The 19864-nt window shown below is 68.3% G+C and carries 20 protein-coding genes; 12 read left to right on the forward strand and 8 right to left on the reverse strand.

Translation table 11 applies throughout. The features are described from left to right. The first annotated feature begins 46 nt into the window (after window positions 1-46). Window positions 47-559 carry a c-type cytochrome, methanol metabolism-related gene (locus QOZ99_RS14040; protein ID WP_306890619.1) on the forward strand — a complete coding sequence of 171 codons (513 nt, stop codon included), beginning with the start codon at window positions 47-49 and terminating at the stop codon, window positions 557-559. A 79-nt stretch (window positions 560-638) separates the two neighbouring features. Here the strand turns inward: QOZ99_RS14040 and QOZ99_RS14045 are convergent, their stop codons facing one another. Both QOZ99_RS14045 and QOZ99_RS14050 read right to left on the reverse strand, forming a co-directional pair. Next, on the reverse strand, window positions 639-1715 hold the full coding sequence (locus QOZ99_RS14045; protein WP_306890620.1) for a quinone-dependent dihydroorotate dehydrogenase: 1077 nt from the start codon (window positions 1713-1715) through the stop codon (window positions 639-641). Window positions 1716-1747: 32 nt separating this feature from the next. Beyond that, window positions 1748-2107 carry a DUF952 domain-containing protein gene (locus tag QOZ99_RS14050; RefSeq protein WP_306890621.1) on the reverse strand — a complete coding sequence of 120 codons (360 nt, stop codon included), beginning with the start codon at window positions 2105-2107 and terminating at the stop codon, window positions 1748-1750. 394 nt (window positions 2108-2501) lie between these two features. On the opposite strand from QOZ99_RS14050, the gene QOZ99_RS14055 reads away from it, so the two are divergent. Beyond that, window positions 2502-3128 carry a S24 family peptidase gene (locus QOZ99_RS14055; protein WP_306890622.1) on the forward strand — a complete coding sequence of 209 codons (627 nt, stop codon included), beginning with the start codon at window positions 2502-2504 and terminating at the stop codon, window positions 3126-3128. Window positions 3129-3183: 55 nt separating this feature from the next. Here the strand turns inward: QOZ99_RS14055 and QOZ99_RS14060 are convergent, their stop codons facing one another. The 4 genes from QOZ99_RS14060 to def form a co-directional block, all read right to left on the reverse strand. Continuing rightward, window positions 3184-3441, reverse strand: coding sequence for a YMGG-like glycine zipper-containing protein (locus tag QOZ99_RS14060; RefSeq protein ID WP_183191247.1), 258 nt, complete (start codon window positions 3439-3441; stop codon window positions 3184-3186). A gap of 447 nt (window positions 3442-3888) precedes the next feature. After that, window positions 3889-4350 carry a GNAT family N-acetyltransferase gene (locus QOZ99_RS14065; RefSeq protein ID WP_306890623.1) on the reverse strand — a complete coding sequence of 154 codons (462 nt, stop codon included), beginning with the start codon at window positions 4348-4350 and terminating at the stop codon, window positions 3889-3891. Next, window positions 4347-5276, reverse strand: coding sequence for a methionyl-tRNA formyltransferase (fmt, locus tag QOZ99_RS14070; protein WP_306890624.1), 930 nt, complete (start codon window positions 5274-5276; stop codon window positions 4347-4349). Before fmt ends, QOZ99_RS14065 begins: the two co-directional genes overlap by 4 nt. A gap of 109 nt (window positions 5277-5385) precedes the next feature. Then, window positions 5386-5934 (reverse strand): peptide deformylase, encoded by a 549-nt coding sequence (gene def, locus QOZ99_RS14075; protein WP_306890625.1) that lies wholly within the window; start codon window positions 5932-5934, stop codon window positions 5386-5388. 109 nt (window positions 5935-6043) lie between these two features. Between def and QOZ99_RS14080 the strand changes: the two genes are divergently transcribed. The 3 genes from QOZ99_RS14080 (at window position 6044) to QOZ99_RS14090 (ending at window position 8659) form a co-directional block, all read left to right on the forward strand. Further along, window positions 6044-7258 carry a DNA recombination protein RmuC gene (locus tag QOZ99_RS14080; RefSeq protein WP_306890626.1) on the forward strand — a complete coding sequence of 405 codons (1215 nt, stop codon included), beginning with the start codon at window positions 6044-6046 and terminating at the stop codon, window positions 7256-7258. A 159-nt stretch (window positions 7259-7417) separates the two neighbouring features. Beyond that, on the forward strand, window positions 7418-8317 hold the full coding sequence (locus tag QOZ99_RS14085) for a LysR family transcriptional regulator (RefSeq protein WP_306890627.1): 900 nt from the start codon (window positions 7418-7420) through the stop codon (window positions 8315-8317). A 162-nt stretch (window positions 8318-8479) separates the two neighbouring features. Further along, window positions 8480-8659, forward strand: a complete 180-nt coding sequence (locus QOZ99_RS14090; RefSeq protein WP_306890628.1) for a DUF1328 domain-containing protein — start codon at window positions 8480-8482, stop codon at window positions 8657-8659. A 230-nt stretch (window positions 8660-8889) separates the two neighbouring features. On the opposite strand, the gene QOZ99_RS14095 is transcribed toward QOZ99_RS14090, so the two are convergent. Then, entirely contained in the window at window positions 8890-9444 is a 555-nt protein-coding gene (locus QOZ99_RS14095; RefSeq protein WP_306890629.1) for a sigma-70 family RNA polymerase sigma factor, read from the reverse strand. Next, entirely contained in the window at window positions 9441-9623 is a 183-nt protein-coding gene (locus QOZ99_RS14100) for a NepR family anti-sigma factor (RefSeq protein WP_306890630.1), read from the reverse strand. Before QOZ99_RS14100 ends, QOZ99_RS14095 begins: the two co-directional genes overlap by 4 nt. 254 nt (window positions 9624-9877) lie before the next feature. Here QOZ99_RS14100 and QOZ99_RS14105 point away from each other — a divergent pair, with 254 nt between their 5' ends. From QOZ99_RS14105 to QOZ99_RS14135, 7 genes are all read left to right on the forward strand, one after another. After that, complete coding sequence (locus QOZ99_RS14105; RefSeq protein ID WP_306890631.1) at window positions 9878-10681, forward strand: response regulator; 804 nt, start codon at window positions 9878-9880, stop codon at window positions 10679-10681. 9 nt (window positions 10682-10690) lie between these two features. Continuing rightward, window positions 10691-12013 carry a sensor histidine kinase gene (locus QOZ99_RS14110; protein WP_306890632.1) on the forward strand — a complete coding sequence of 441 codons (1323 nt, stop codon included), beginning with the start codon at window positions 10691-10693 and terminating at the stop codon, window positions 12011-12013. Between the two features lie 278 nt (window positions 12014-12291). Next, window positions 12292-12771 carry a hypothetical protein gene (locus QOZ99_RS14115; RefSeq protein WP_306890633.1) on the forward strand — a complete coding sequence of 160 codons (480 nt, stop codon included), beginning with the start codon at window positions 12292-12294 and terminating at the stop codon, window positions 12769-12771. A gap of 167 nt (window positions 12772-12938) precedes the next feature. Beyond that, window positions 12939-13517 (forward strand): PRC-barrel domain-containing protein, encoded by a 579-nt coding sequence (locus QOZ99_RS14120; protein WP_306890634.1) that lies wholly within the window; start codon window positions 12939-12941, stop codon window positions 13515-13517. 175 nt (window positions 13518-13692) lie between these two features. Next, a complete protein-coding gene (locus tag QOZ99_RS14125) occupies window positions 13693-16491 on the forward strand; it encodes a [protein-PII] uridylyltransferase (RefSeq protein ID WP_306890635.1) in 2799 nt (932 codons plus the stop codon). Window positions 16492-16599: 108 nt separating this feature from the next. Next, window positions 16600-17589, forward strand: coding sequence for an amidohydrolase family protein (locus tag QOZ99_RS14130; RefSeq protein ID WP_306890636.1), 990 nt, complete (start codon window positions 16600-16602; stop codon window positions 17587-17589). A gap of 94 nt (window positions 17590-17683) precedes the next feature. Next, window positions 17684-19861 (forward strand): transglycosylase domain-containing protein, encoded by a 2178-nt coding sequence (locus tag QOZ99_RS14135; protein WP_306890637.1) that lies wholly within the window; start codon window positions 17684-17686, stop codon window positions 19859-19861. Window positions 19862-19864 lie beyond the last annotated feature (3 nt).

Genomic DNA, 19864 nt, shown 5'->3' on the forward strand with positions numbered 1-19864 from the left:
CTTGCCGGGGCCGGACAACAAGAAGCCGCTAATGGGTGAGGAAATCATGTCCCTGCGCACCGGCGCCACCATCGCCGCTCTCTTGCTTGCCTTCGTGACGCCGGTCGCCGCCGACGGATCCGGCGACCCCGCTGCCGCAAGTTCGAGCGACGGCGAGTACAGCGACAAGGCCGGCAACCCGACCTTCAAGATCGACAAGGATGGCACGGTCGACTGGTACACGTCGGTCGGCTACATCCGCTACACCGCCAACTGCATGCAGTGTCACGGCCCGGACGGTCTCGGCTCGAGCTTCGCCCCCTCGCTGGTCGATGCCCTGCAGAACCTTAGCTACGACCAGTTCCTCGACACGGTCACGAACGGCAAGAAGAACGTCAGCGCGAGCCAGGACCTGGTGATGCCCGCCTTCGGCACCAATCCGAACGTCATGTGCTATGTCGACGCGATGTTCGTCTATCTCCGGGCCCGATCGGACGGGGCGCTGGGCCGTGGCAATCCGCAGAAGAGCGCGGCGAAGCCGGCCGGCTACGCCGCCACCGAGGATGCCTGCATGGGCTAGCTGTTTGGTCTCAGCTAGCCCCTCCCCTCGGGCGGGCAAGCGTGGGCGGGGTCCGCCGGGGCCGAACGGTGTTCGGGGCTCAGCCCGGAAACGGCGTGACCACGATGTCGCGCGCGCGCCGGCCGGTCAGCGCGGCGAGCGTCGTCTTTTCCTTGGCGAGGCGCGCGGCGATGCCCTGCTTGAGGCGCGGCACCAGGGCGAGCCCCTCATAGACCAGCGCCGAATAGATCTGAATGAGGTTCGCCCCCGCCTCGATCTTGGCGAGCGCCGCCTCCACGCTGTCGATCCCGCCCACCCCGATCAGCGGGAAGGCGCCATCGGTGCGCACATAGGTCTCCGCCAGCATGCGCGTCGACAGCGCGAAGAGCGGCCGGCCGGACAGGCCGCCGGTCTCCCCCCGGTGCTTCGAGACCAGGCTGGCCGGGCGCGCGATGGTGGTGTTGGAAACGATCAGCCCGTCGATCCGCCGCCGCCGCGCCACCTGCACCACCCCGTCGAGATGGGCGAGCGCGAGATCGGGCGCGATCTTGAGCAGGAGCGGCACGCGCGGGGCGAGGCGATCGCGCGCCTCGATAAGACGGGCCAGCAGGTCGTCGAGCGCGCGCTCTTCCTGCAGGTCGCGCAGGCCCGGCGTGTTGGGCGAGGAGACATTGGCGGTGAAATACGTGGCGAGGCCGGCGAAGGCCTCGATTCCCGCGACATAATCGGCCGCGCGGTCGGTGCTGTCCTTGTTGGCCCCGACATTGACGCCGACAATGCCCGGCCGGCCCGCCCGCGCCACCAGCCGCCCCCGGGCGGGACCATGGCCGCCGCTGTTGAAGCCGTAGCGGTTGATCACCGCGCGGTCCTGCGTGAGGCGGAAATTGCGCGGGCGCGGATTGCCCGGCTGCGGGCGCGGGGTGATGGTGCCGACCTCGACAAAGCCGAAGCCGCTGCCGAGCATGGCGTCGGGCACCTCGGCCTCCTTGTCGAAGCCGGCCGCCAATCCCACCGGATTGGGAAACCGCAGGCCGAACGCCTCGACGGCGAGACGCGGATCGTCCGCCGGCGCCGGCCGGGGCGGCAGCACGGCGAGCGCGCGGATGGCGAGGCCGTGCGCGATCTCGGGATCGAGCAGCCGCGCGAAGGGCAAGGCGAAGTCGGCGAGCGTGCTCATCAAACCATGCTCCGGATGTCGGCCCTCGAGGGTCAGCCTGCCAGTTCAGGGAAAACGTGCCGCCCGTCGGCGCCGAGCGGCAGCGGGCGCACCCATGCGAGCGTGTCGAGCGGGAGCGCGGCATAGAGATGGGGGAAAAGCGCGCCGCCGCGCGAGGGCTCCCAGCGCAGCGCGGCGGGATCCAGCGCGGGCGTGCGCACCGCGATCAGCAGCAGGTCCTCGTGACCGGCAAAGTGCCGGGCCGCGGTCTCCGCCACCTGCGCGCGCGTGGAAAAGTGGATGAAGCCGTCGGCGATATCCACCGGCGCGCCCACAAAGCTTCCCGCCGCCTCGGCTTCCTGCCAGAGCCCGCGCGGGGCAATCTTGTAGATGAGCGTGTCAGTCGTCGTCATGTTCGGCGCCTCGCGGCTCGCCAGTCGGCGCGGCCCGCCCGCGCCCGAGACAGGCCTCTAGCTTCACCCGGCCACGCTGGCAATGGATGAGCACGGGCCTTCACAGGAGGGCCACGACGTTTCCTCAAGGATCGGGCGCCGATGGCGCGGGGAAACGACATGCCGCGCCGTGCCGCTCCGCCCTTTGCCGGCATCGTGACGGTCGGTGGCCATGCTCGAAAGCGATGCCACGCATGGACCCATGACGCAGCGTTATAGCGGGTGCCGGCGCGGCGCGTCCAGATGCGCGAGCGTGCATTCGAATGCACGTTAAAGTAGCAATTTGGCTGGACTTGCCGGAAAATAGGTTCTAATTCCCAGACTCGGACAAAATCCCCGAATCTCAGGTGGCGCCATGCTGACCCATGCCCAGATTTGGCGTGCCGTCGACCGTCTGGCGCAACAGCACGGCTTGAGCACCTCGGCGCTCGCCCGTCGCGCGGGGCTCGATCCGACCGCCTTCAACCGCTCCAAGCGCGAGGCTCCCGACGGACGGCCGCGCTGGCCCTCCACCGAGAGCATCGCCAAGGTTCTGGCCTCCACCGGCACGGGCATTGACGATTTCATGACGCTGGTGACGGGCGGCGCGGCCGGCCGGCGCGCCATTCCGCTCATCGGCTTCGCGCAGGCCGGGGCGGGCGGCTATTTCGACGATGCCGGCTTTCCCGCGGGCGGGGCCTGGGAAGAGATCGAGTTTCCCAATATCGGCGACGAGCACGCCTATGCGCTGGAAATAGCCGGCGATTCCATGCTGCCGCTCTATCGCGACGGCGACATCGTAGTGGTGTCACCCACCGCGCCGGTGCGTCGCGGCGACCGCGTCATCGTCAAGACGCGCGAGGGCGAGGTGCTGGCGAAGGAACTCAAGCGCCGCACCGCGCGCACCGTGGAACTGCGCTCGCTCAATCCCGATCACGCCGACCGGATCTTGCAGGAGAAGGACATCGCCTGGGTCGCGCGCGTGCTGTGGGCCAGCCAATGAAAGGCTGGCCCACGCCGGGGGCAACGGGCGAGATGCGCCCGGTGGATGGACACGTTCAGCAGCGCACGGCGATGGCATTGCCGTAGCGATCGCGCGTCCAGCATTCGCGCGGGGTGGTCGCGGCGCCGATGACGGCGCCGGTGCCGGCACCCACCGCCGCACCCACCGCAGCACCGGTACCGCCGCCGGCGATGCCACCAATGATCGCTCCGGTGCCGCCGCCGATCAGCGCACCGCCGGTCGCGCGGCGCTCGGTGGTCGTGCAGGCGGCCATGCTCAGCGCGACAGCGGATATGGCGATGATCTTCAGCATGTCTTTTCTCCCCGGGACACCGGCCGTCCCCACATGGACGGCACCATGCGGCTGGGCGCCGCATCACCAACGCGGTAACGTGGAAGGGCGCGGATGGTTCCGGTCGGGAAAGCCCCGCCATCGCCTCACCCAAGCGCCCCGCATTTTCACAGGACAGCACGGCGGGCGATCATTAATTACATAAGTTATCTGTGCTCTATCTGGCCGCAATCACGGGCTAGCAACGCGTGGACGTCCGGTCCGCGGGTCGAGCCGCCGGGCCGGGCCGCGTTCACAGCGTCATCCCGGCCGTAGCGCAGCGACGCGCCGGGGATCGCCTCGCCATGGGGGCATCCCCACGCCGCCGGCGCCATTCCGCGTTCAGGCAGGCGCCACGTTCGGGCAGGTGCCGGGCGCGCCGCCATTCCCGGGCGGGCCGATCGCCACCCGGACTTGCCTGCCCTTTCGTCAGCGCGCGATCAGCTTGCGGTACTGGATGAAGCCGGTGCGTTCGGCGACGGCGTTGTAGAGGCGTTGCGCCGTGGTGTTGGTCTCGTGGGTCAGCCAGTAGACCTTCACCGCCCCCTGCGCCGCCGCATCGGCATGGACATGGTCGATCAGCGCGCGCCCCACGCCCTTGCCGCGCTGGTCGCCGTCGACGAACAGGTCGTTGAGATAGCAATAATCGCCCTCCGCCCAGGTCGAGCGGTGGAACAGCCAGTGCACCAGGCCGACCGCGCGGCCGGCCTCGTCGAAGGCCAGCGCGCCGCGCACCGGCTCGGCGGGGTCCATCAGGCGCCGCCAGGTCGTCTGCGTCACCGCTTCCGGCAGTTCGGCCTCGTAGAAGGTGAGATAGGCCTGCCAGAGCGGGCGCCAGATCGCCTCGTCATCCATGCCGAGTGGCCGGATCGTGCCGTTCGTCGAGCTCATGCCAGTACCCTTCCCTTCATCGATCCCGTGCCGCGCAGGAACTCGGCCGCCGCCATGGCTCGCCCGCCGGCCTTCTGCACCTCGACGAGCCGCACCGCCCCCGCGCCGCAGGCGATGGCCAGCCCGTCGTCCAGCACCTCGCCGGTCATCGCTCCGTCGCGGCCCGCCTCGCCCGCCAGCGTGGAGCGCAGCACCTTCACCCGCGCCCCGTCCAGGTCGAACCACGCGCCGGGAAAGGGTGCGAACCCGCGAATATGGTTGTGCACGTCCTGCGCCGGCCTCCCCCAGTCGATGCGGGTCTCGCCCTTGTCGATCTTGGCGGCATAGGTAACGCCGGTGTCCGACTGCGGCGTGAAGCCGAGCGCGCCACGCTCCAGCGCCGCCAGCGCCCGCCCGATCAGGTCGCCGCCGGTGATCATGAGCCGGTCGTGCAGTTCCCCCGCCGTCATGTCCGGCCCGATGGCGACGCGCTCGACGAGGCCGACCGGCCCGGTGTCGAGCCCCGCTTCCATCTTCATGACAGCGATGCCGGTTTCCATATCCCCCGCCAGGATGGCGCGCTGGATCGGCGCGGCCCCGCGCCAGCGCGGCAGCAGCGAGGCATGCAGGTTGAGGCAGCCCAGTCGCGGCAGGTCGAGGATCGCCTGCGGCAGCAGTCGCCCATAGGCCACCACCACGGCCGCATCCGCCTCATGGCCGGCGAAGGTGGCGACGGCCTCTTCGCCGCGCAGCGTCGAGGGGGTGAGAACGGGGATGCCCAGCCGCTCGGCAGCGCGGTGCACCGGCGAGGGCAGCAAATCCAGCCCGCGCCGCCCGCCCGCCGCCGGCGCGCGGGAATAGACGGCCACCACCTCGTGCCCGCTGCCGACAATCTCGACCAGCGTCGGCACCGCGAAATCGGGTGTGCCCATGAAGACGATGCGCATGGAAGCTCCAGCGGGCACGGAATGCGGGGGATGGGACGCGAGGCTCACGAGAGCCAAGACTCGCGGGATTCGAGACTCGCGAGAGCCAAGACGTGCGGAGCGGGCGGGATCAGGCCCCGTCGCGCTCCTTCTCCTTGGCGAGTTTGGTGAATTTCTTCATCACCCGGTCGCGCTTGAGCTTGGAGATGTGGTCGATGAACAGCACGCCGTCGAGATGGTCGACCTCGTGCTGCACGCAGGTGGCGAACAGCCCGTCGGCCTCGACCTCCTGGGTCTCGCCGTTCAGATCGAGAAAGCGCACCCGCACCCGCTTCGGGCGTTCGACATCAGCGTAATAATCGGGAATCGACAGGCAGCCTTCCTGATAGACCGACATTTCCTCGGAGACGCCGATGATCTCCGGATTGATCAGGGCCACCGGGCGCTTCTTCTCCTCCTCATCACCGTCGCCCTCGCTGTCGCGCGAGCCGACATCGATGGTGATGATGCGCTCGGGAATGCCGACCTGGATGGCGGCAAGGCCGACGCCGGGCGCGTCATACATGGTCTCGAACATGTCTTCGACGATGGCGCGCACGCGCGCGTCGACGCGCGTGACGGGATCGGAGATCAGCCGCAGACGGTTATCGGGAATGATCACGAGAGGACGAATGGACATGGTGCTGAAATAAGCGCTGCCCTCGCCGCGGTCAACGGAACGGTAACGCGCGAGATGGCAATGTTCACTTTTCGTTCGCGCGAGAAATGAAATCTGCTAGAAGGCCCGCATGGATCAGGTCCTGTTCGTTCTTGCCGGCTATCCCGTCACCCTCCTCGAAGCGGCCTCCTGTGCCGCGGCGCTCGGCCTGCTCATGCTGCTCGCGCTGCTGAGGGCGGTGGCCGTGAGCGCGCGCCGCAACGCGCAGGAAGCCGACGAGCAGGCCCAGCGCGCCGAGGACCTGGAGGAGCAGCTCGCCGCGCTCGCCCGCACCCAGGCCGAGACGATCGGCCGGGTGCAGTCGATGGCCGAGGTGCTGGCGCAGCGCCAGGGCGACCTCGCCCGCGCCGTCGCCGACCGGCTGGACGCCTCCTCGCATCGCGTCGGCGAGAGCCTCGCCCGCTCGGCCGAGGCGACGCACGAGAATCTCAGCCGGCTGAACGAGCGGCTCGCCGTGGTGGAGCAGGCCCGCGTGAGCCTGGGCGAACTTTCCGGCCAGGTGATGAGCCTGCGCGAGACGCTGGCCAACAAGCAGGCGCGCGGCGCCTTCGGCGAAGGCCGGCTGCAGGCGATCGTCGCCGACGGATTGCCGCGCGACAGCTATGCCTTCCAGCACACGCTCGCCAGCGGGCGACGCGCCGACTGCGCCATCTTCCTGCCGGGCGACAGCCGGCCGCTGCTGATCGATTCCAAGTTCCCGCTGGAAGCCATCACCGCCTTCCGCGAGGCCCCGACACCCGAGGCGCGCCGACAGGCCGAGACGCGGCTGAAGGGGGATGTCGGCAAGCATATCGGCGACATTGCCGAGCGCTATCTCGTCAGCGGCGAGACGCAGGACATCGCGCTGATGTTCGTGCCCTCCGAATCGGTCTTCGGCGAGTTGCACGAACATTTCGACGAGGTGATCCAGCGCGCCTTCCGCGCCCGGGTGATCCTGGTCTCGCCCTCGCTGCTCATGCTCGCGGTGCAGGTGGTGCAGGCCATCTGCAAGGATGCGCGCATGCGCGAGCAGGCCGACCTGATCCGCGCCGAATGCGGCAAGCTGGTCGCCGACGTGGTGCGGCTGCGCGATCGGGTCGGCAATATCGCCCGCCATTTCGGCCAGGCCAGCGAGGACGTGGCGCAGGCGCTGACCTCCGCCGACAAGATCGCCCGGCGCGGCGCCCGCATCGAGCAGTTGGAATTCGACGCCGACACCGGCGCGGAGAGCGCCGCTGCGGAACGCGCCGAACCGCTGCCCGACCCACTCTCGCTGCCGCTCGGCCGGCGCGGCGCGGCGCAATAACGCGCCCGCACCGCAACGCGGCGGGACTCCCGGCTCACGCCGGGCCGCCCGTCGGGACCGGACCCGCCCGCCGGTTTTTCATCCTTCCAATTCGCGAAAGCCGCGTTCTCTGATAGATTGATAGGATCCTTCTATCGTCTGGCGTCGGGAAAGCGTTGCGTGATCGATCGGTTTGAACTTCTCATGGCCCTCGCCAAGGAGCGCCATTTCGGCCGCGCCGCGGAATCCTGCGGCGTGACGCAGCCCACCCTTTCGGCCGGACTGAAACAGCTGGAGGAACAGCTGGGCGTGCGCCTCGTCGAGCGCGGTTCACGCTTCATCGGCTTCACGCCCGAGGGCGAGCGTGCCCTGCAATGGGCGCGGCGGGTGATCGGCGACGTGCGCGCCATGCGGCAGGAGATCGCCGGCATGCGCAAGGGCCTGTCCGGCCATCTGCGCATTGCCGCCATCCCCACCGCCATGCCCATGCTCTCGGAGCTGACCACGCCGTTCCACGAGAAGCATGCCGATGTGCGCTTCACGCTGATTTCCGCCAGTTCCAACGAGGTGCTGCGGCTGATCGAGAATCTGGAGGCCGATGCCGGCGTCACCTATCTCGACAACGACCCCGTCGGCCGGCTGAAGACGCTGCCGCTCTACAAGGAGGGCTACCGCTTCATCACCTCCGCCAGCGCCCCGCTCGGCGATCGCGCCTCGGTGACGTGGGAGGAGATCGGCCGGGTGCCGCTGTGCCTGCTCACCCCCGACATGCAGAACCGGCGCATCGTCGACAAGCAGCTTCAGGAGGCGGGCCATCCCGCCCTGCCGATGCTGGAAGCCAATTCGACCATCGCCCTGCTCTCGCATGTACGCACCGGCAAATGGGCGAGCGTCGTCGCCAAGCCGCTGGCCGACGTGTTCGCCTTCCCGCCCAATATCCGCTCCATCCCCATCGAGGCGCCGGAGGTTCTCCACCAGATGGGCCTTGTCGTGCTCGACCGCGAGCCGATGACGCCGATCGTCACCGCGCTGATGCAGGAGGCGCGGCTGGTGGCGCCCGGCCTCGCCGAGCGCATCTGAACGGGTGTATCTGAACGGGCGTCGCCGCGGTTTTCGGTGCTGGGGGCAAACGCCTTTGCCGGCAACGGAACCGCAGGCCGCTCCCGCCCGTTGTCCCGGCATGCGGCACAGGTGCCGCCGGTTCACGGGCGGCACGCGCCGCCGCAACAGCGGAGGCTTCCCATGCTTGGTTGGGCACTCACCTTCCTCGTGGTCGCGCTGATCGCCGCGGTGCTCGGCTTCGGCGGCATCGCCGGCACGGCGATCGAAATCGCCAAGATCATTTTCTTCGTGGCGATCATCCTGTTCCTGGTCTCGGCCGTGGTCGGCCTGCTGCGCGGCCGATCGAGCCGGATGCCCTGATCGCCCGAACCGCGCCACGACGGATCGCGACGCAATCGGCCGCCCCTCGCCAAGGGGCGGCCGTTTTCGTCGAGGCGGGAGCGGAGGCGGGCGTGGCGGCGCGCGCGGAGCCTGTCCTGCCCCCCCCCCGGCTCCTGCCTCCGGCGCGCATCACGTCACCCGCCCTGCAGCCTGCCGGCCGGCGCCACGTATCGATACCGAAAAGAGAGGTTCAGAAGATGAGGCGGGGCTCAGACCCGCTCGCCGGCGACCACGACCGCCCGCGTCGTCTTGTCGGGACCGAAGTCGCCGATATCCTCGATGGCGAGGAGTTCGCCCAGCCGGCGGCGCGCGCGATTGACCCGGCTCTTGATGGTGCCGACCGCGCATTGGCAGATATCCGCCGCCTCCTCATAGGAGAAGCCCGAAGCCCCCACCAGCACCAGCGCCTCGCGCTGGTCGGGCGGCAGCTTGTCCAGCGCCATGCGGAAATCCTCGAAATCCAGATGCGTGTTCTGGTCGGGATTGGTGGTCAGCGTGGCGGCGAAAGCTCCATCGGAATCGGGCACCTCGCGCCGGCGCTTGCGGTATTCCGAACGGAACAGGTTGCGCAGGATGGTAAACAGCCAGGCCGGCAGGTTGGTGCCCGGCCGGAAGCTGGAAATGTTGCCGAAGGCGCGCAGCAACGTCTCCTGCACCAGGTCATCCGCCCGATCCACGCTGCCGCTGAGCGAGATGGCGAAGGCCCGGAGGTTTGGAATGGCGGCAATGATCTCGTCACGCAGGCCGGGATCGAACTTGCTCACGATCGCCCCCCCTCCCCGTCCGGCCCATCGCCAGCCTTGGGCTGATCGAGCTTGGCCAGCAGATCGAGAAAACGATCCGGCACGCCCTGGCGCACGACATCGTCATACATCGCCCGCAGGTGCTGGCCGATCTTCGCCTGGATGTCGCTTCCAAGCGTCGAGCCGCTGGCTTCCGACATGTGTTCACCGGTCAGAGATTCCGCGCTGGCGGAGGCCCCTCCGGACTGCTCTTGATTCATCTTCTCTTTTCCCGACATCGAGCCCCCGAGGGACAAGGTTGGCTCCGTCGCTCCGTGCCCAGCGATAACGACGCCAGGGCGGGTCGGTTCCGGCACCGTTGCGATTTTCGATCTATTTTTTTCTGGCACTATGGAACCACGGTCCATCAGACACGTTAATGGTCGCTTGCCTTTATGCATCTGGGGAGACGCGTGTGAGCACTTCGCAACTGGTCGCGCAGCACCTTCCGTTCCTGCGCCGTTATGCTCGTGCGCTCGGCGGAAGCCAGCCCGCTGGCGACGCCTATGTCACGGCCATGCTTGAAACGCTGATCGCCGATCCATCCACGCTCGATCGCGGGGTGGATACGCGCGTCGCGCTCTATCGGCTGCTCACCCGGCTCTGGGACTCGGTGTCCATCAACGCGGTGTCCGAGCCGGCCGCCACCACGTTTCACGGCGAGAACCGCCTCGGCCATATAACGCCGGTGGTGCGTCAGGCGTTCCTGCTGGTCTCGCTCGAAGGCTTCAGCGAGGAAGACGCCGCCGCCGTTCTCGAGATCGACGTGCCGACGCTCCGTCACCTGGTCGCCGATGCCGGGCGCGAGCTGGCCGCCGAGATCGCCACCGATGTGCTCATCATCGAGGACGAGCCGTTCATCGCGCTCGATCTTGAGGGGCTGGTCGAGGGGCTCGGCCACCGCGTCACCGGCATCGCCCGCACCCATAGCGAGGCGGTGAGCCTTGCCCGCCGCAAGACGCCGGGGCTGATCCTCGCCGACATCCAGCTGGCCGACGGCTCGTCGGGCCTCGATGCGGTGAACGAATTGATCAGCGGCGTGGAAGTACCCGTCATCTTCATCACCGCCTATCCCGAGCGCTTCCTCACCGGCGTGCGGCCCGAGCCCGCCTTCCTCATCGCCAAGCCGTTCCAGCCCTCCACCGTGGCGGCCGTGATCAGCCAGGCCCTGTTCTTCGAACGCAAGGCGCGGCCGCGCGAGCAGCGCGCCACCGCCTGATTGGCCCCGATGCCATCCTTTCAAATGAGCTTCATCGACGACGCCGCGCGCTGGATCACGATCATTTCGTGCCTCGCCATCGCGGGTGGCGTTCTGCTGCTGATCAACAAGCGGCCGGAGCTTTCCGGGCGCATGAAGTTTCTCGGCTATATGCTGAGCGTGCTTCTCCTTACCCTCGCGCTGCTATCGATGCTGGCACTGAGCGACAGCGCCAACATGCAGTGGCAGCAGAGCCTGGTCCGCGTCGGCCTCGCCGTGGTCAACGCCGTCGGCGCCGTGGCGCTGCTGACCAATCTCCGCGCGCTGGTCAATCTTCCGCTGCCGGCCCAGGTGGCAAGCGAGCAAAGGCGTCTCACGCTGGAACTCGCCACCGTGCTGCAACGTTACGAGATGGCACTGCGCGGATCCAACGTCGCCATTTTCACGCAGGACCGCGATCTTCGCTACACCTCGGTGAGCAAGCCGCTGTTCGGCTTTCCCGTCGAACAGGTGCTGAACGCGACCGACGCGGAACTCCTGGGCGATACGCGATCCGGGCCGATCCACCTCCTCAAGCGTGAGGCCCTGATGACGAGCGAATTGCGCAAAGGCGAGACCGAGGTCGAGGAATACGGCACCAAGCGCTGGTACGACCTCCACATCGAGCCGCTGCGTGACCTCTCCGGCGCCACCATCGGCCTTACCGGGGCGGCGGTCGATGTCACCGAACGCAAGGAGAATGAACAGCACCTGCGCCTGTTGATGCGCGAACTGACGCACCGTTCCAAGAACCTGCTCGCGGTGATCCAGGCCATGGCGCGGCAGACCGCCCGCCATGCCGGCTCGATCGACGAGTTCGTGGAAATCTTCAGCGCCCGGCTGCAGGCGCTCGCCCGCTCGCATGACCTCCTGGTGCAGGAGGGCTGGCATGGCGCGTCACTCAACGACATGGTGCGCTCGCAGCTCGGCCATCATTTCGATCACGAGCGCAGCCAGGTCACGGTGAGCGGTCCCGACATCTTCCTGAAGCCGGAAGCCGCCCAGAATATCGGCCTCGCGCTTCACGAGCTTTCCACCAACGCCGCCAAATACGGCGCCCTCTCGGTGCCCGGCGGACAGGTGGCGATCCGCTGGGCGCGCCGCGTGCCGGAAGCCGGCGGCGGCTTCGAACTGTCCTGGATCGAAAAGGGCGGTCCGCCGGTCACGCCGCCGCGCGCGCGCGGCTTCGGCTCGCTGGTGATCGAACGCAATCTCGCCCGCGCGCTGGACGGCAAGGTCGATCTCGAATTCGATCCCGCCGGCCTCCACTGTTCCGTGGAAGTTCCCGAACAGCATCTCACGCCCGGACGCTGACGGCCCGCCGCCCGGCCCGCCCTCCCAAGGCCGCAGAATCTCGTCCGAGGGCTTTCGCAAATGCCGGGATGGGTGCGGAACCGAAAGACGTTAACCACGTTTATGCCTATGTTGGACCGATGTGGCGAAGGCTGTGGAAGCCGCTCTCCACGATGGGCCAACAGGCGTTTCCAGCAACATCACTCCACGCGGAAGTCATTCCGGCGAGGGCAGCGGGGTTTGGCTCCGCGGTGCCCGGCGCCCAGCTTTCGCGTGGCACAAGCTGAGCGGAGGACGACATGCACGCGTTCGCCACCATGGCCGGTCGGATGGCCGGCAAAAGCTCTCTTTATCTTCTCGGCGCGGCCTCGGGTTTCGCCGTCGCCATTCCGCTGACGGCGGCCGCGGTCGGTGCCGGCGCCTCGGCATGGTCGAACCCGATCGTGGCGGGGCTTCACGGCCCGGCCGCCGTGCTGCAGGCACCCATGGTGAACCGCGCGGCCAAGGGCCCCCGTCTTGATATCCGCATTCCGAGCGCGCCCGGCGGCTCGTCGATGGTCGCCCGCAGCGAGCTGGCGGCGGGCGTGGTCCAGACCTCCGGCCCGGCGCCGATGGCGGGCGCCACGGCGGATGCCACAGGACAGCCGGTGCCGCGTCCGCGCGCCATGCAGGCCCCACGCGGATGCCTGTCGTCGATCGGCGTCACCCGCTCGAACCTTGTGACCGACGAGACGGTTGTCTGCGTCGCCGATGCGTCGATCATCAACAGCATTCAGTAATAGCGACATGTATCATAGCTATACTGATGGCACCTGGTGGATCTGTCAGTCTGATTCCGGCCCGTTTTTCTCTTGCCTGCGGAACCTCATCTGATCCAGCACGTTGACAGGGCAGACGGTCGACAGACCGCACCGTTACGGACGAAGATCAGTACAGGAGAAAGACGATGCCCAACAAGCTTGCCACTCTCACGGCCGTCGCCGCCCTGTCGCTTGCGCCCGCCCTGGCCCTTGCACAGACCACGACGCCGGAAACCACCCAGCCGCCCGCCGCCAGCCCGATCGCCCCGGATGCCGGCGTGCCGCAGGCGCCCGCATCCGAAATGCCCAATGGCACGGCGACCGGCACCCCCGCCCCCGGCGCCAACGCGACCGCGATGCCGACCACGGTTCCCGCCACGCCGAAATTCGTCAGCGCCCAGTCCAGCGGCCAGTGGCTGGGCTCGGACCTGATCGGTACCGATGTCGTCACCTCGACCGATGAGAAGCTCGGTTCCATCAGCGACCTCGTGGTCGAGCGCGACGGAACGCTCGCCGCGGCGGTGATCGATGTCGGCGGCTTCCTCGGCATCGGCGCCAAGCCGGTCGCGGTATCCTTCGCGTCGCTGACCCCGGCCCCGACCGACAGCGGCACGAAGATCGTGGTGGCGCTCACCAAGGAAGAGCTGAACGCGGCGCCCGAGTTCAAGACCCTGGAGAAGGCCCGCAGCGAGACGTCGGACGCCACCACCCCGAAGACCAACTGACGGCACGTTCCCCCCGCTTTCGCTTGTCAGACGCACATGCCCGGCCCTTTGGCCGGGCATGTTGCGTTGCGGGTGCGGTCCGCGAGAGGCTGGCATCCGCGTGCACGGGCGCGGTGAACGATGACGTGGCGTGCAGGATCAGGTAAAGCGGTGGACTGATCAGCCGGACGTGACCATGAACGAAATGCCCCGCCGCCGCCGCACCGAGCATCCCTTCAAGGACCTGTTCGACCTCGACGCCCTGCGCGTGGAGCTTTCCGCGCTGGCCGAAAGGGTGCTCGGCGAAAGCCGCTCCGGCGCGGAGATCGAACTGCGCGGCCAGATGGCCCGGCGCCTCAAGCAGGCCTACCAGCAGGGCCACGCGGTGGCGCTGCGCTGGCTGATGGAGGAAGGCTCCGGCCGGCGCTGCGCCGAGCGTCTCTCGCGCCTGCAGGACGAGATCATCCAGCTCGTGCACGAGCTGGCGGTGCAATATCTCTACCGCTCCGACAATCCCTCCACCGCCGAGCGCATGGCGATCGTCGCGGTGGGCGGCTATGGGCGCGGCCTCATGGCGCCGGGCTCGGATACCGATATCCTGTTCCTGCTCCCCTACAAGCAGACCGCGTGGGGCGAGAGCGTCGCCGAGGCCATCCTCTATGTGCTGTGGGACATGGGGCTGAAGGTCGGCCACGCCACGCGCTCGGTGGATGAGTGCATCCGCCAGGCCCGCACCGACATGACCATCCGCACCACCCTTCTGGAAGCGCGGATGCTGCTCGGCGAGCGCGCGCTGTTCGACGAACTGATCGATCGGTTCGACCGCGAAGTGGTGCAGGGCACGGGTGCCGAGTTCGTCGCCGCCAAGCTTGCCGAACGCGAGGAGCGGCTGAAGCGCACCGGCCAGTCGCGCTATGTGGTCGAGCCGAACGTGAAGGACGGCAAGGGCGGCCTGCGCGACCTGCACACGCTGTTCTGGATCGCCAAATATGTCTACCGCGTGCGCGAGACACGCGAACTCGTCGCCAAGGGCGTGTTCACCGCCGATGAGGCGAAGATCTTCCGCCGCTGCGAGGACTTCCTCTGGTCGGTGCGCTGCCACCTGCATTTTCTCAGCGGCAAGGCCGAGGAACGCCTGTCCTTCGATCTCCAGCGCGAGATGGCCGAGCGCCTGGGCTATGTGGCCCATCCCGGGCTGAAGGATGTCGAGCGCTTCATGAAGCACTATTTCCTCGTGGCCAAGGATGTCGGCGACCTCACCGCCCTCGTCTCGGCCGCGCTGGAGGAGCGGCACGAAAAGCCGGTGCCGCGGCTCAACCGCATGATCGCCCGGCTGCGCCGCTCGCCGCGCCGCACGCTGAAGGAAAGCGCCGACTTCATCGTCGACAATGACCGCATCAATGTCGCCGATTCCAGCGCCTTCGGCCGCGATCCGGTCAATCTCGTCCGCATCTTCCACCTCGCCGGCAAGCACGGGCTGGCCTTCCACCCGGACGCGATGCGCCTCGCCACCCGCTCGCTCAAGCTGATCGACCAGCGGGTGCGGGAGAATCCGGAGGCGAACCGGCTGTTCCTGGAGATTCTCGGCTCGCGCGCCAGCCCGGAAATCGTGCTGCGCCGCATGAACGAGACCGGCGTGCTCGGGCGCTTCGTGCCGGAATTCGGCCGCGTCGTGGCGATGATGCAGTTCAACATGTATCATTCCTACACGGTGGACGAGCATCTCATCCGCTCGGTCGGCGTGCTCTCGAAGATCGAGCGCGGCGAGCGGCCGGAATTCGGGCTCGCCAATGAACTGATGCAGCAGATCAAGCACCGCACGCTGCTCTATGTCGCCGTGTTCCTGCACGATGTCGCCAAGGGCCGGCCCGAGGACCATTCGATCGCCGGCGCGCGGGTCGCCCGCAAGCTGTGCCCGCGCTTCGGCCTCTCGGCGAGCGACACGGACACGGTGGCCTGGCTGATCGAGCAGCACCTCACCATGTCGACCATCGCGCAATCGCGCGACCTGTCCGACCGCAAGACCATCGAGAACTTCGCCAGCGTGGTGCAGAACCTGGAGCGCATGAAGCTCCTGCACATTCTCACCACCGCCGACATCGCCGCCGTCGGCCCCGGCGTGTGGAACAACTGGAAATCGCAGCTGCTGCGCACGCTTTACTACGAGACCGAGCCGGTCATCACCGGCGGCTTCTCCGAGAGCAATCGCAGCCAGCGCGTGGCCCGCGCCCAGGCCGAATTCCGCGCCGCCCTGCCGGAATGGGACGGCGTCGCGCTGGAGGCCTATGTCGGCCGCCACTATCCCAGCTACTGGCTGCAGACCGACCGCGACCAGCAGGTGACGCAGGCGCGCTTCATCCTGGCCGCCGAGGCGGATGGGCACGCGCTCGCCACCACCGCCCAGACCGACCCGCAGCGCGGCGTGACCGAACTCACCGTCTTCGCGCCCGACCATCCCAAGCTGCTGGCGGTCATCGCCGGCGCCTGCGCCAGCGCCAACGCCCATATCGTCGACGCGCAGATCTCGACCACCACCGACGGACGCGCGCTCGACACCATCGCCCTCACCCGCGCCTTCGAGCGCGACGAGGACGAGTTGCGCCGCGCCGAGCGCATCGCCGCCAATATCGAGAAGTCGCTTTCGGGCGAGATCCGGCTGCCCGAGGTGGTGGCCCGCAAGTTCACCAAGCGCCCACGCGCCTTCACGGTGGAACCCGAGGTCACGCTCAACAATTCCTGGTCGAACAAGCACACCGTGGTGGAAGTCTCCGGCCTCGACCGGCACGGCCTGCTCTACGGGCTGACGCAGACCCTCTCGCGGCTCAACCTCAACATCGCCTCGGCGCATGTGGCGACCTTCGGCGAGCGGGCGGTGGACGTGTTCTACGTCACCGACCTGATGGGCGCCAAGATCATGGGCGCCGCCCGCCATTCCGCCATCCGCCGCGCGCTGCTGGCGGTGCTCGACGCCGACGACGAGGCCAACGCGGCGTGAGCGGGGGGCTGGCGGGCGCCGCGCCGGCTCGGCATGTTTTGCGCTGCGATCCGGCCGGCGCGTGCGCTAGATGTTACCCCGGTGCCCGGCGGCATCGGGGAGAGGCCCATGAAGATCGCGCTCGAAGAACACGTCATCTTCCCGCCATTCCTCGACTACCTTGCCCGGGCCATGCCGCGTGTGACGCCGCAGGTGCACCGCGCGCTCATCTCCCGGCTGTCGGATTTCGGCGAGCGACGGCTCATGGCGATGGATGGCGCCGGGGTCGAGCGGGCGGTGCTCTCGCTCTCGGGACCGGGCGTGCAGGTGGAGCGCGACACGGCGCGCGCGACGCGCGGCGCACGGATGGCGAACGACCTGCTCGCCACTGAAGTCGCCCGCCGTCCCGCGCGCTATGCCGGCTTTGCCCACCTCGCCATGCAGGACCCCGCGGCCGCCGCCGACGAACTGGAGCGCTGCGTGCGCGAATTGGGCTTCGTCGGGGCCATGATCAATGGCCACACGCTCGGCATCTATCTCGACGACCCGCGCTTCGACATTTTCTGGGAGCGGCTGCAGCATCTCGACGTGCCGCTCTATCTCCATCCCGATGACAGCTGGGTGAAGCCGCATGTGCTGGAAGGGTGCGACGAACTGCTCAAGCCCACATGGGAATGGACCTTCGAGACGGCCTCGCACGCGCTCCGGCTGGTCTTTTCCGGTGTGTTCGACCGCTATCCGCGCGTTCGGGTGATCCTCGGTCATATGGGCGAGACGCTGCCCTATGTTCTCTGGCGGCTCGACAGCCGCGCCGCGCTGACCAGCGGCAACCGCCCGCTCAAGGCACCGCCCTCGCATTATCTGCGGCGCAATTTCTTCGTCACCACCTCCGGTCAATGTTCCGACGTGCCGCTGCTCGCCGCGCTCGCGGCGCTGGGCGACGAGCATGTGCTGTTCGCCATCGACTATCCCTATGAGGATTCCGACATCGCCGCGCGTTTCATCGAGGCCGCCGCCATCAGCGAGGCGACGCGCGGCAGGCTGTGCCGCGGCAACGCGCTGAACCTGCTGCGCCTGGCACCGCACGCGGGGTCTGCGGCCGGCACGAGCGCGGGATAAGCCGGCCCACGCCCCATTCCCGCCCCTTAACACCCCTTTAAACGCCGCGGTTTAGAGTTCGTTTACCGACCGGCGAAAGGGTTGCACGCGGTTCATGTTCAGGCGTCAGGGCGAGATGGAGCGGCGCGAGCCGGTGCTGAGCGCACCCGGTGGCCCGGCCGAGCTTCGCCTGTCGCCCGACGACCGGCCGACCCTCCCCGCCCATGCCATGGCGCGCGAGCGATCCGGAGGCGGCGGGCGGGCCAAGACAGGCAGCGGCAAAGGCAGCACCAAGGGAAGCACCAAGGGAAGCGGGGCGGCATCCACTTCCGGCGGCGGACGCCGGCGCCGCGCGCCGCGGCGCGGGCTGCTGCGGCGGCTGTTCTACTGGGGCATCGTGCTCGGCATCTGGGGCGTCATCGCGGTCGGCGTGCTGATCGGCTACGAGGCGACCCAGCTGCCGCCGATCCAGAACCTCGCCATTCCCGACCGCCCGCCGACCATCACCATACAGGGCGCCGACGGCAAGCCGATCGCCGTGCGCGGCGAGATGGGCGGGGCCAGCGTGCCGCTGCGCGCGCTGCCGCCCTATCTGCCGCAGGCTTTCGTCGCCATCGAGGATCGGCGCTTCTATTCCCATCACGGCGTCGACCCGCTCGGCCTCGCCCGCGCCGTGGTGGTGAACCTCACGCGGGGCCGGGTGCGCGAGGGCGGCTCCACGCTGACCCAGCAGCTCGCCAAGAACCTGTTCCTCACGCAGGAGCGCACGCTCTCGCGCAAGATTCAGGAACTGATCCTGTCGATCTGGCTGGAGACGAAATATTCCAAGAACGAATTGCTCGAACTCTACATGAACCGCGTCTATTTCGGCGCCGGCGCCTATGGCGTCGAGGCGGCGGCGCAGCGCTATTTCGCCAAGTCCGCCCGGCAGGTGACGCTCTCGGAAGCGGCCATGCTGGCCGGCCTCGTCAAGTCGCCCTCCGCGCTGGCCCCCACCCGCAACCTGGAGGGCGCGCAGGCCCGCGCCGAGGTGGTGCTGGCGGCCATGGTCGATGCCGGCTTCATCACGCCGCAGATGCAGCAGGTCGCGCTCACCCGCCCGGCGACGGTCGCCAAGGCGCAGGGCCCCGACTCCACCGGCTATGTCGCGGACTGGGTGATGGACCAATTGAAGACGCTGGTCGGCCCGATCGATCGCGATATCACGGTGCAGACCACCATCGATCCCGCGCTGCAGGCGGTCGCCGACCGCGCGCTGAAGGACACGCTGGCCAAGAACGGCAAGAAATTCGACGTCGAGCAGGGCGCCATCGTGCTGATGGACACCGAGGGCGGCGTGCGGGCGCTGGTGGGCGGGCGCTCCTATGAGGAAAGCCAGTTCAACCGCGCCATCACCGCCAAGCGCCAGCCGGGCTCTTCCTTCAAGCCCTTCGTCTATCTCACCGCCATGGAGCGCGGGCTCACCCCCGAGACCGTGCGCGACGACGCGCCGATCCAGATCAAGGGCTGGAAGCCGGAGAATTTCAGCCATGACTATCGCGGCCCGGTCGACCTGAAAACCGCGCTGTCGCTCTCGCTGAACACCGTGGCGGTGCGGCTCGCGCTGGAAGTGGGGCCGGACGAGGTGATCAAGACCGCGCACCGGCTGGGCATCATGTCGAAACTGGAGCCCAACGCCTCCATCGCGCTCGGCACCTCGGAAGTGTCGCTCATGGAGATGGCGAGCGCCTACGCCCCCTTCGCCAATGGCGGCATCGCCGTCACGCCGCATGTCATCGCCAGCGTGCGCGACAAGTCCGGCAAGATCCTGTTCGCCTATGCCGCGCCGGTCAGCAACCTTGTCGTGGCGCCCCCGCATGTCGCGATGATGAACCGCATGATGCAGGAGACGCTGCTCACCGGCACCGCGCGCCGCGCCGACCTGCCCGGCTGGCCGGCGGCAGGCAAGACCGGCACCAGCCAGGATTACCGCGATGCGTGGTTCATCGGCTATACGGGCCGTTTCATCACCGGCGTATGGATGGGCAATGACGATTCATCGCCCACCCGAAAGCTCGGCGGCTCCGGCCTGCCGGTCGGGGTGTGGAGCGAGGTGATGAAGGCGACGCACAAGGACATTCCCCCGGTCGCCCTGCCCGGCGCGGGCACCTACCTTCCCGGCCAGATGCCCCCCGGCACGGCTCCCGGCGACGTGCCGGAGGAACCCGTCGTCACCGGCGGCCCGCAGCCCCCCACGGCCCCGCGCCCCGGTCTCGACAACTGGCTGATGGATCGTCTTTTCGGTCGCAGTTGACGG

It is taken from the genome of Ancylobacter amanitiformis, from assembly GCF_030814815.1.
Lineage (GTDB): Bacteria > Pseudomonadota > Alphaproteobacteria > Rhizobiales > Xanthobacteraceae > Ancylobacter > Ancylobacter amanitiformis.

Excerpts from the sequence above, each read along its gene's own strand:
- QOZ99_RS14040 (WP_306890619.1), top strand. The coding sequence starts at position 47 with ATGTCCCTGCGCACCGGCGCCACCATCGCCGCTCTCTTGCTTGCCTTC.
- QOZ99_RS14045 (WP_306890620.1), bottom strand. The coding sequence starts at position 1,715 with ATGAGCACGCTCGCCGACTTCGCCTTGCCCTTCGCGCGGCTGCTCGAT.
- QOZ99_RS14050 (WP_306890621.1), bottom strand. The coding sequence starts at position 2,107 with ATGACGACGACTGACACGCTCATCTACAAGATTGCCCCGCGCGGGCTC.
- QOZ99_RS14055 (WP_306890622.1), top strand. The coding sequence starts at position 2,502 with ATGCTGACCCATGCCCAGATTTGGCGTGCCGTCGACCGTCTGGCGCAA.
- QOZ99_RS14060 (WP_183191247.1), bottom strand. The coding sequence starts at position 3,441 with ATGCTGAAGATCATCGCCATATCCGCTGTCGCGCTGAGCATGGCCGCC.
- QOZ99_RS14065 (WP_306890623.1), bottom strand. The coding sequence starts at position 4,350 with ATGAGCTCGACGAACGGCACGATCCGGCCACTCGGCATGGATGACGAG.
- fmt (WP_306890624.1), bottom strand. The coding sequence starts at position 5,276 with ATGCGCATCGTCTTCATGGGCACACCCGATTTCGCGGTGCCGACGCTG.
- def (WP_306890625.1), bottom strand. The coding sequence starts at position 5,934 with ATGTCCATTCGTCCTCTCGTGATCATTCCCGATAACCGTCTGCGGCTG.
- QOZ99_RS14080 (WP_306890626.1), top strand. The coding sequence starts at position 6,044 with ATGGATCAGGTCCTGTTCGTTCTTGCCGGCTATCCCGTCACCCTCCTC.
- QOZ99_RS14090 (WP_306890628.1), top strand. The coding sequence starts at position 8,480 with ATGCTTGGTTGGGCACTCACCTTCCTCGTGGTCGCGCTGATCGCCGCG.
- QOZ99_RS14100 (WP_306890630.1), bottom strand. The coding sequence starts at position 9,623 with ATGTCGGAAGCCAGCGGCTCGACGCTTGGAAGCGACATCCAGGCGAAG.
- QOZ99_RS14110 (WP_306890632.1), top strand. The coding sequence starts at position 10,691 with ATGCCATCCTTTCAAATGAGCTTCATCGACGACGCCGCGCGCTGGATC.
- QOZ99_RS14115 (WP_306890633.1), top strand. The coding sequence starts at position 12,292 with ATGCACGCGTTCGCCACCATGGCCGGTCGGATGGCCGGCAAAAGCTCT.
- QOZ99_RS14120 (WP_306890634.1), top strand. The coding sequence starts at position 12,939 with ATGCCCAACAAGCTTGCCACTCTCACGGCCGTCGCCGCCCTGTCGCTT.
- QOZ99_RS14125 (WP_306890635.1), top strand. The coding sequence starts at position 13,693 with ATGAACGAAATGCCCCGCCGCCGCCGCACCGAGCATCCCTTCAAGGAC.
- QOZ99_RS14130 (WP_306890636.1), top strand. The coding sequence starts at position 16,600 with ATGAAGATCGCGCTCGAAGAACACGTCATCTTCCCGCCATTCCTCGAC.
- QOZ99_RS14135 (WP_306890637.1), top strand. The coding sequence starts at position 17,684 with ATGTTCAGGCGTCAGGGCGAGATGGAGCGGCGCGAGCCGGTGCTGAGC.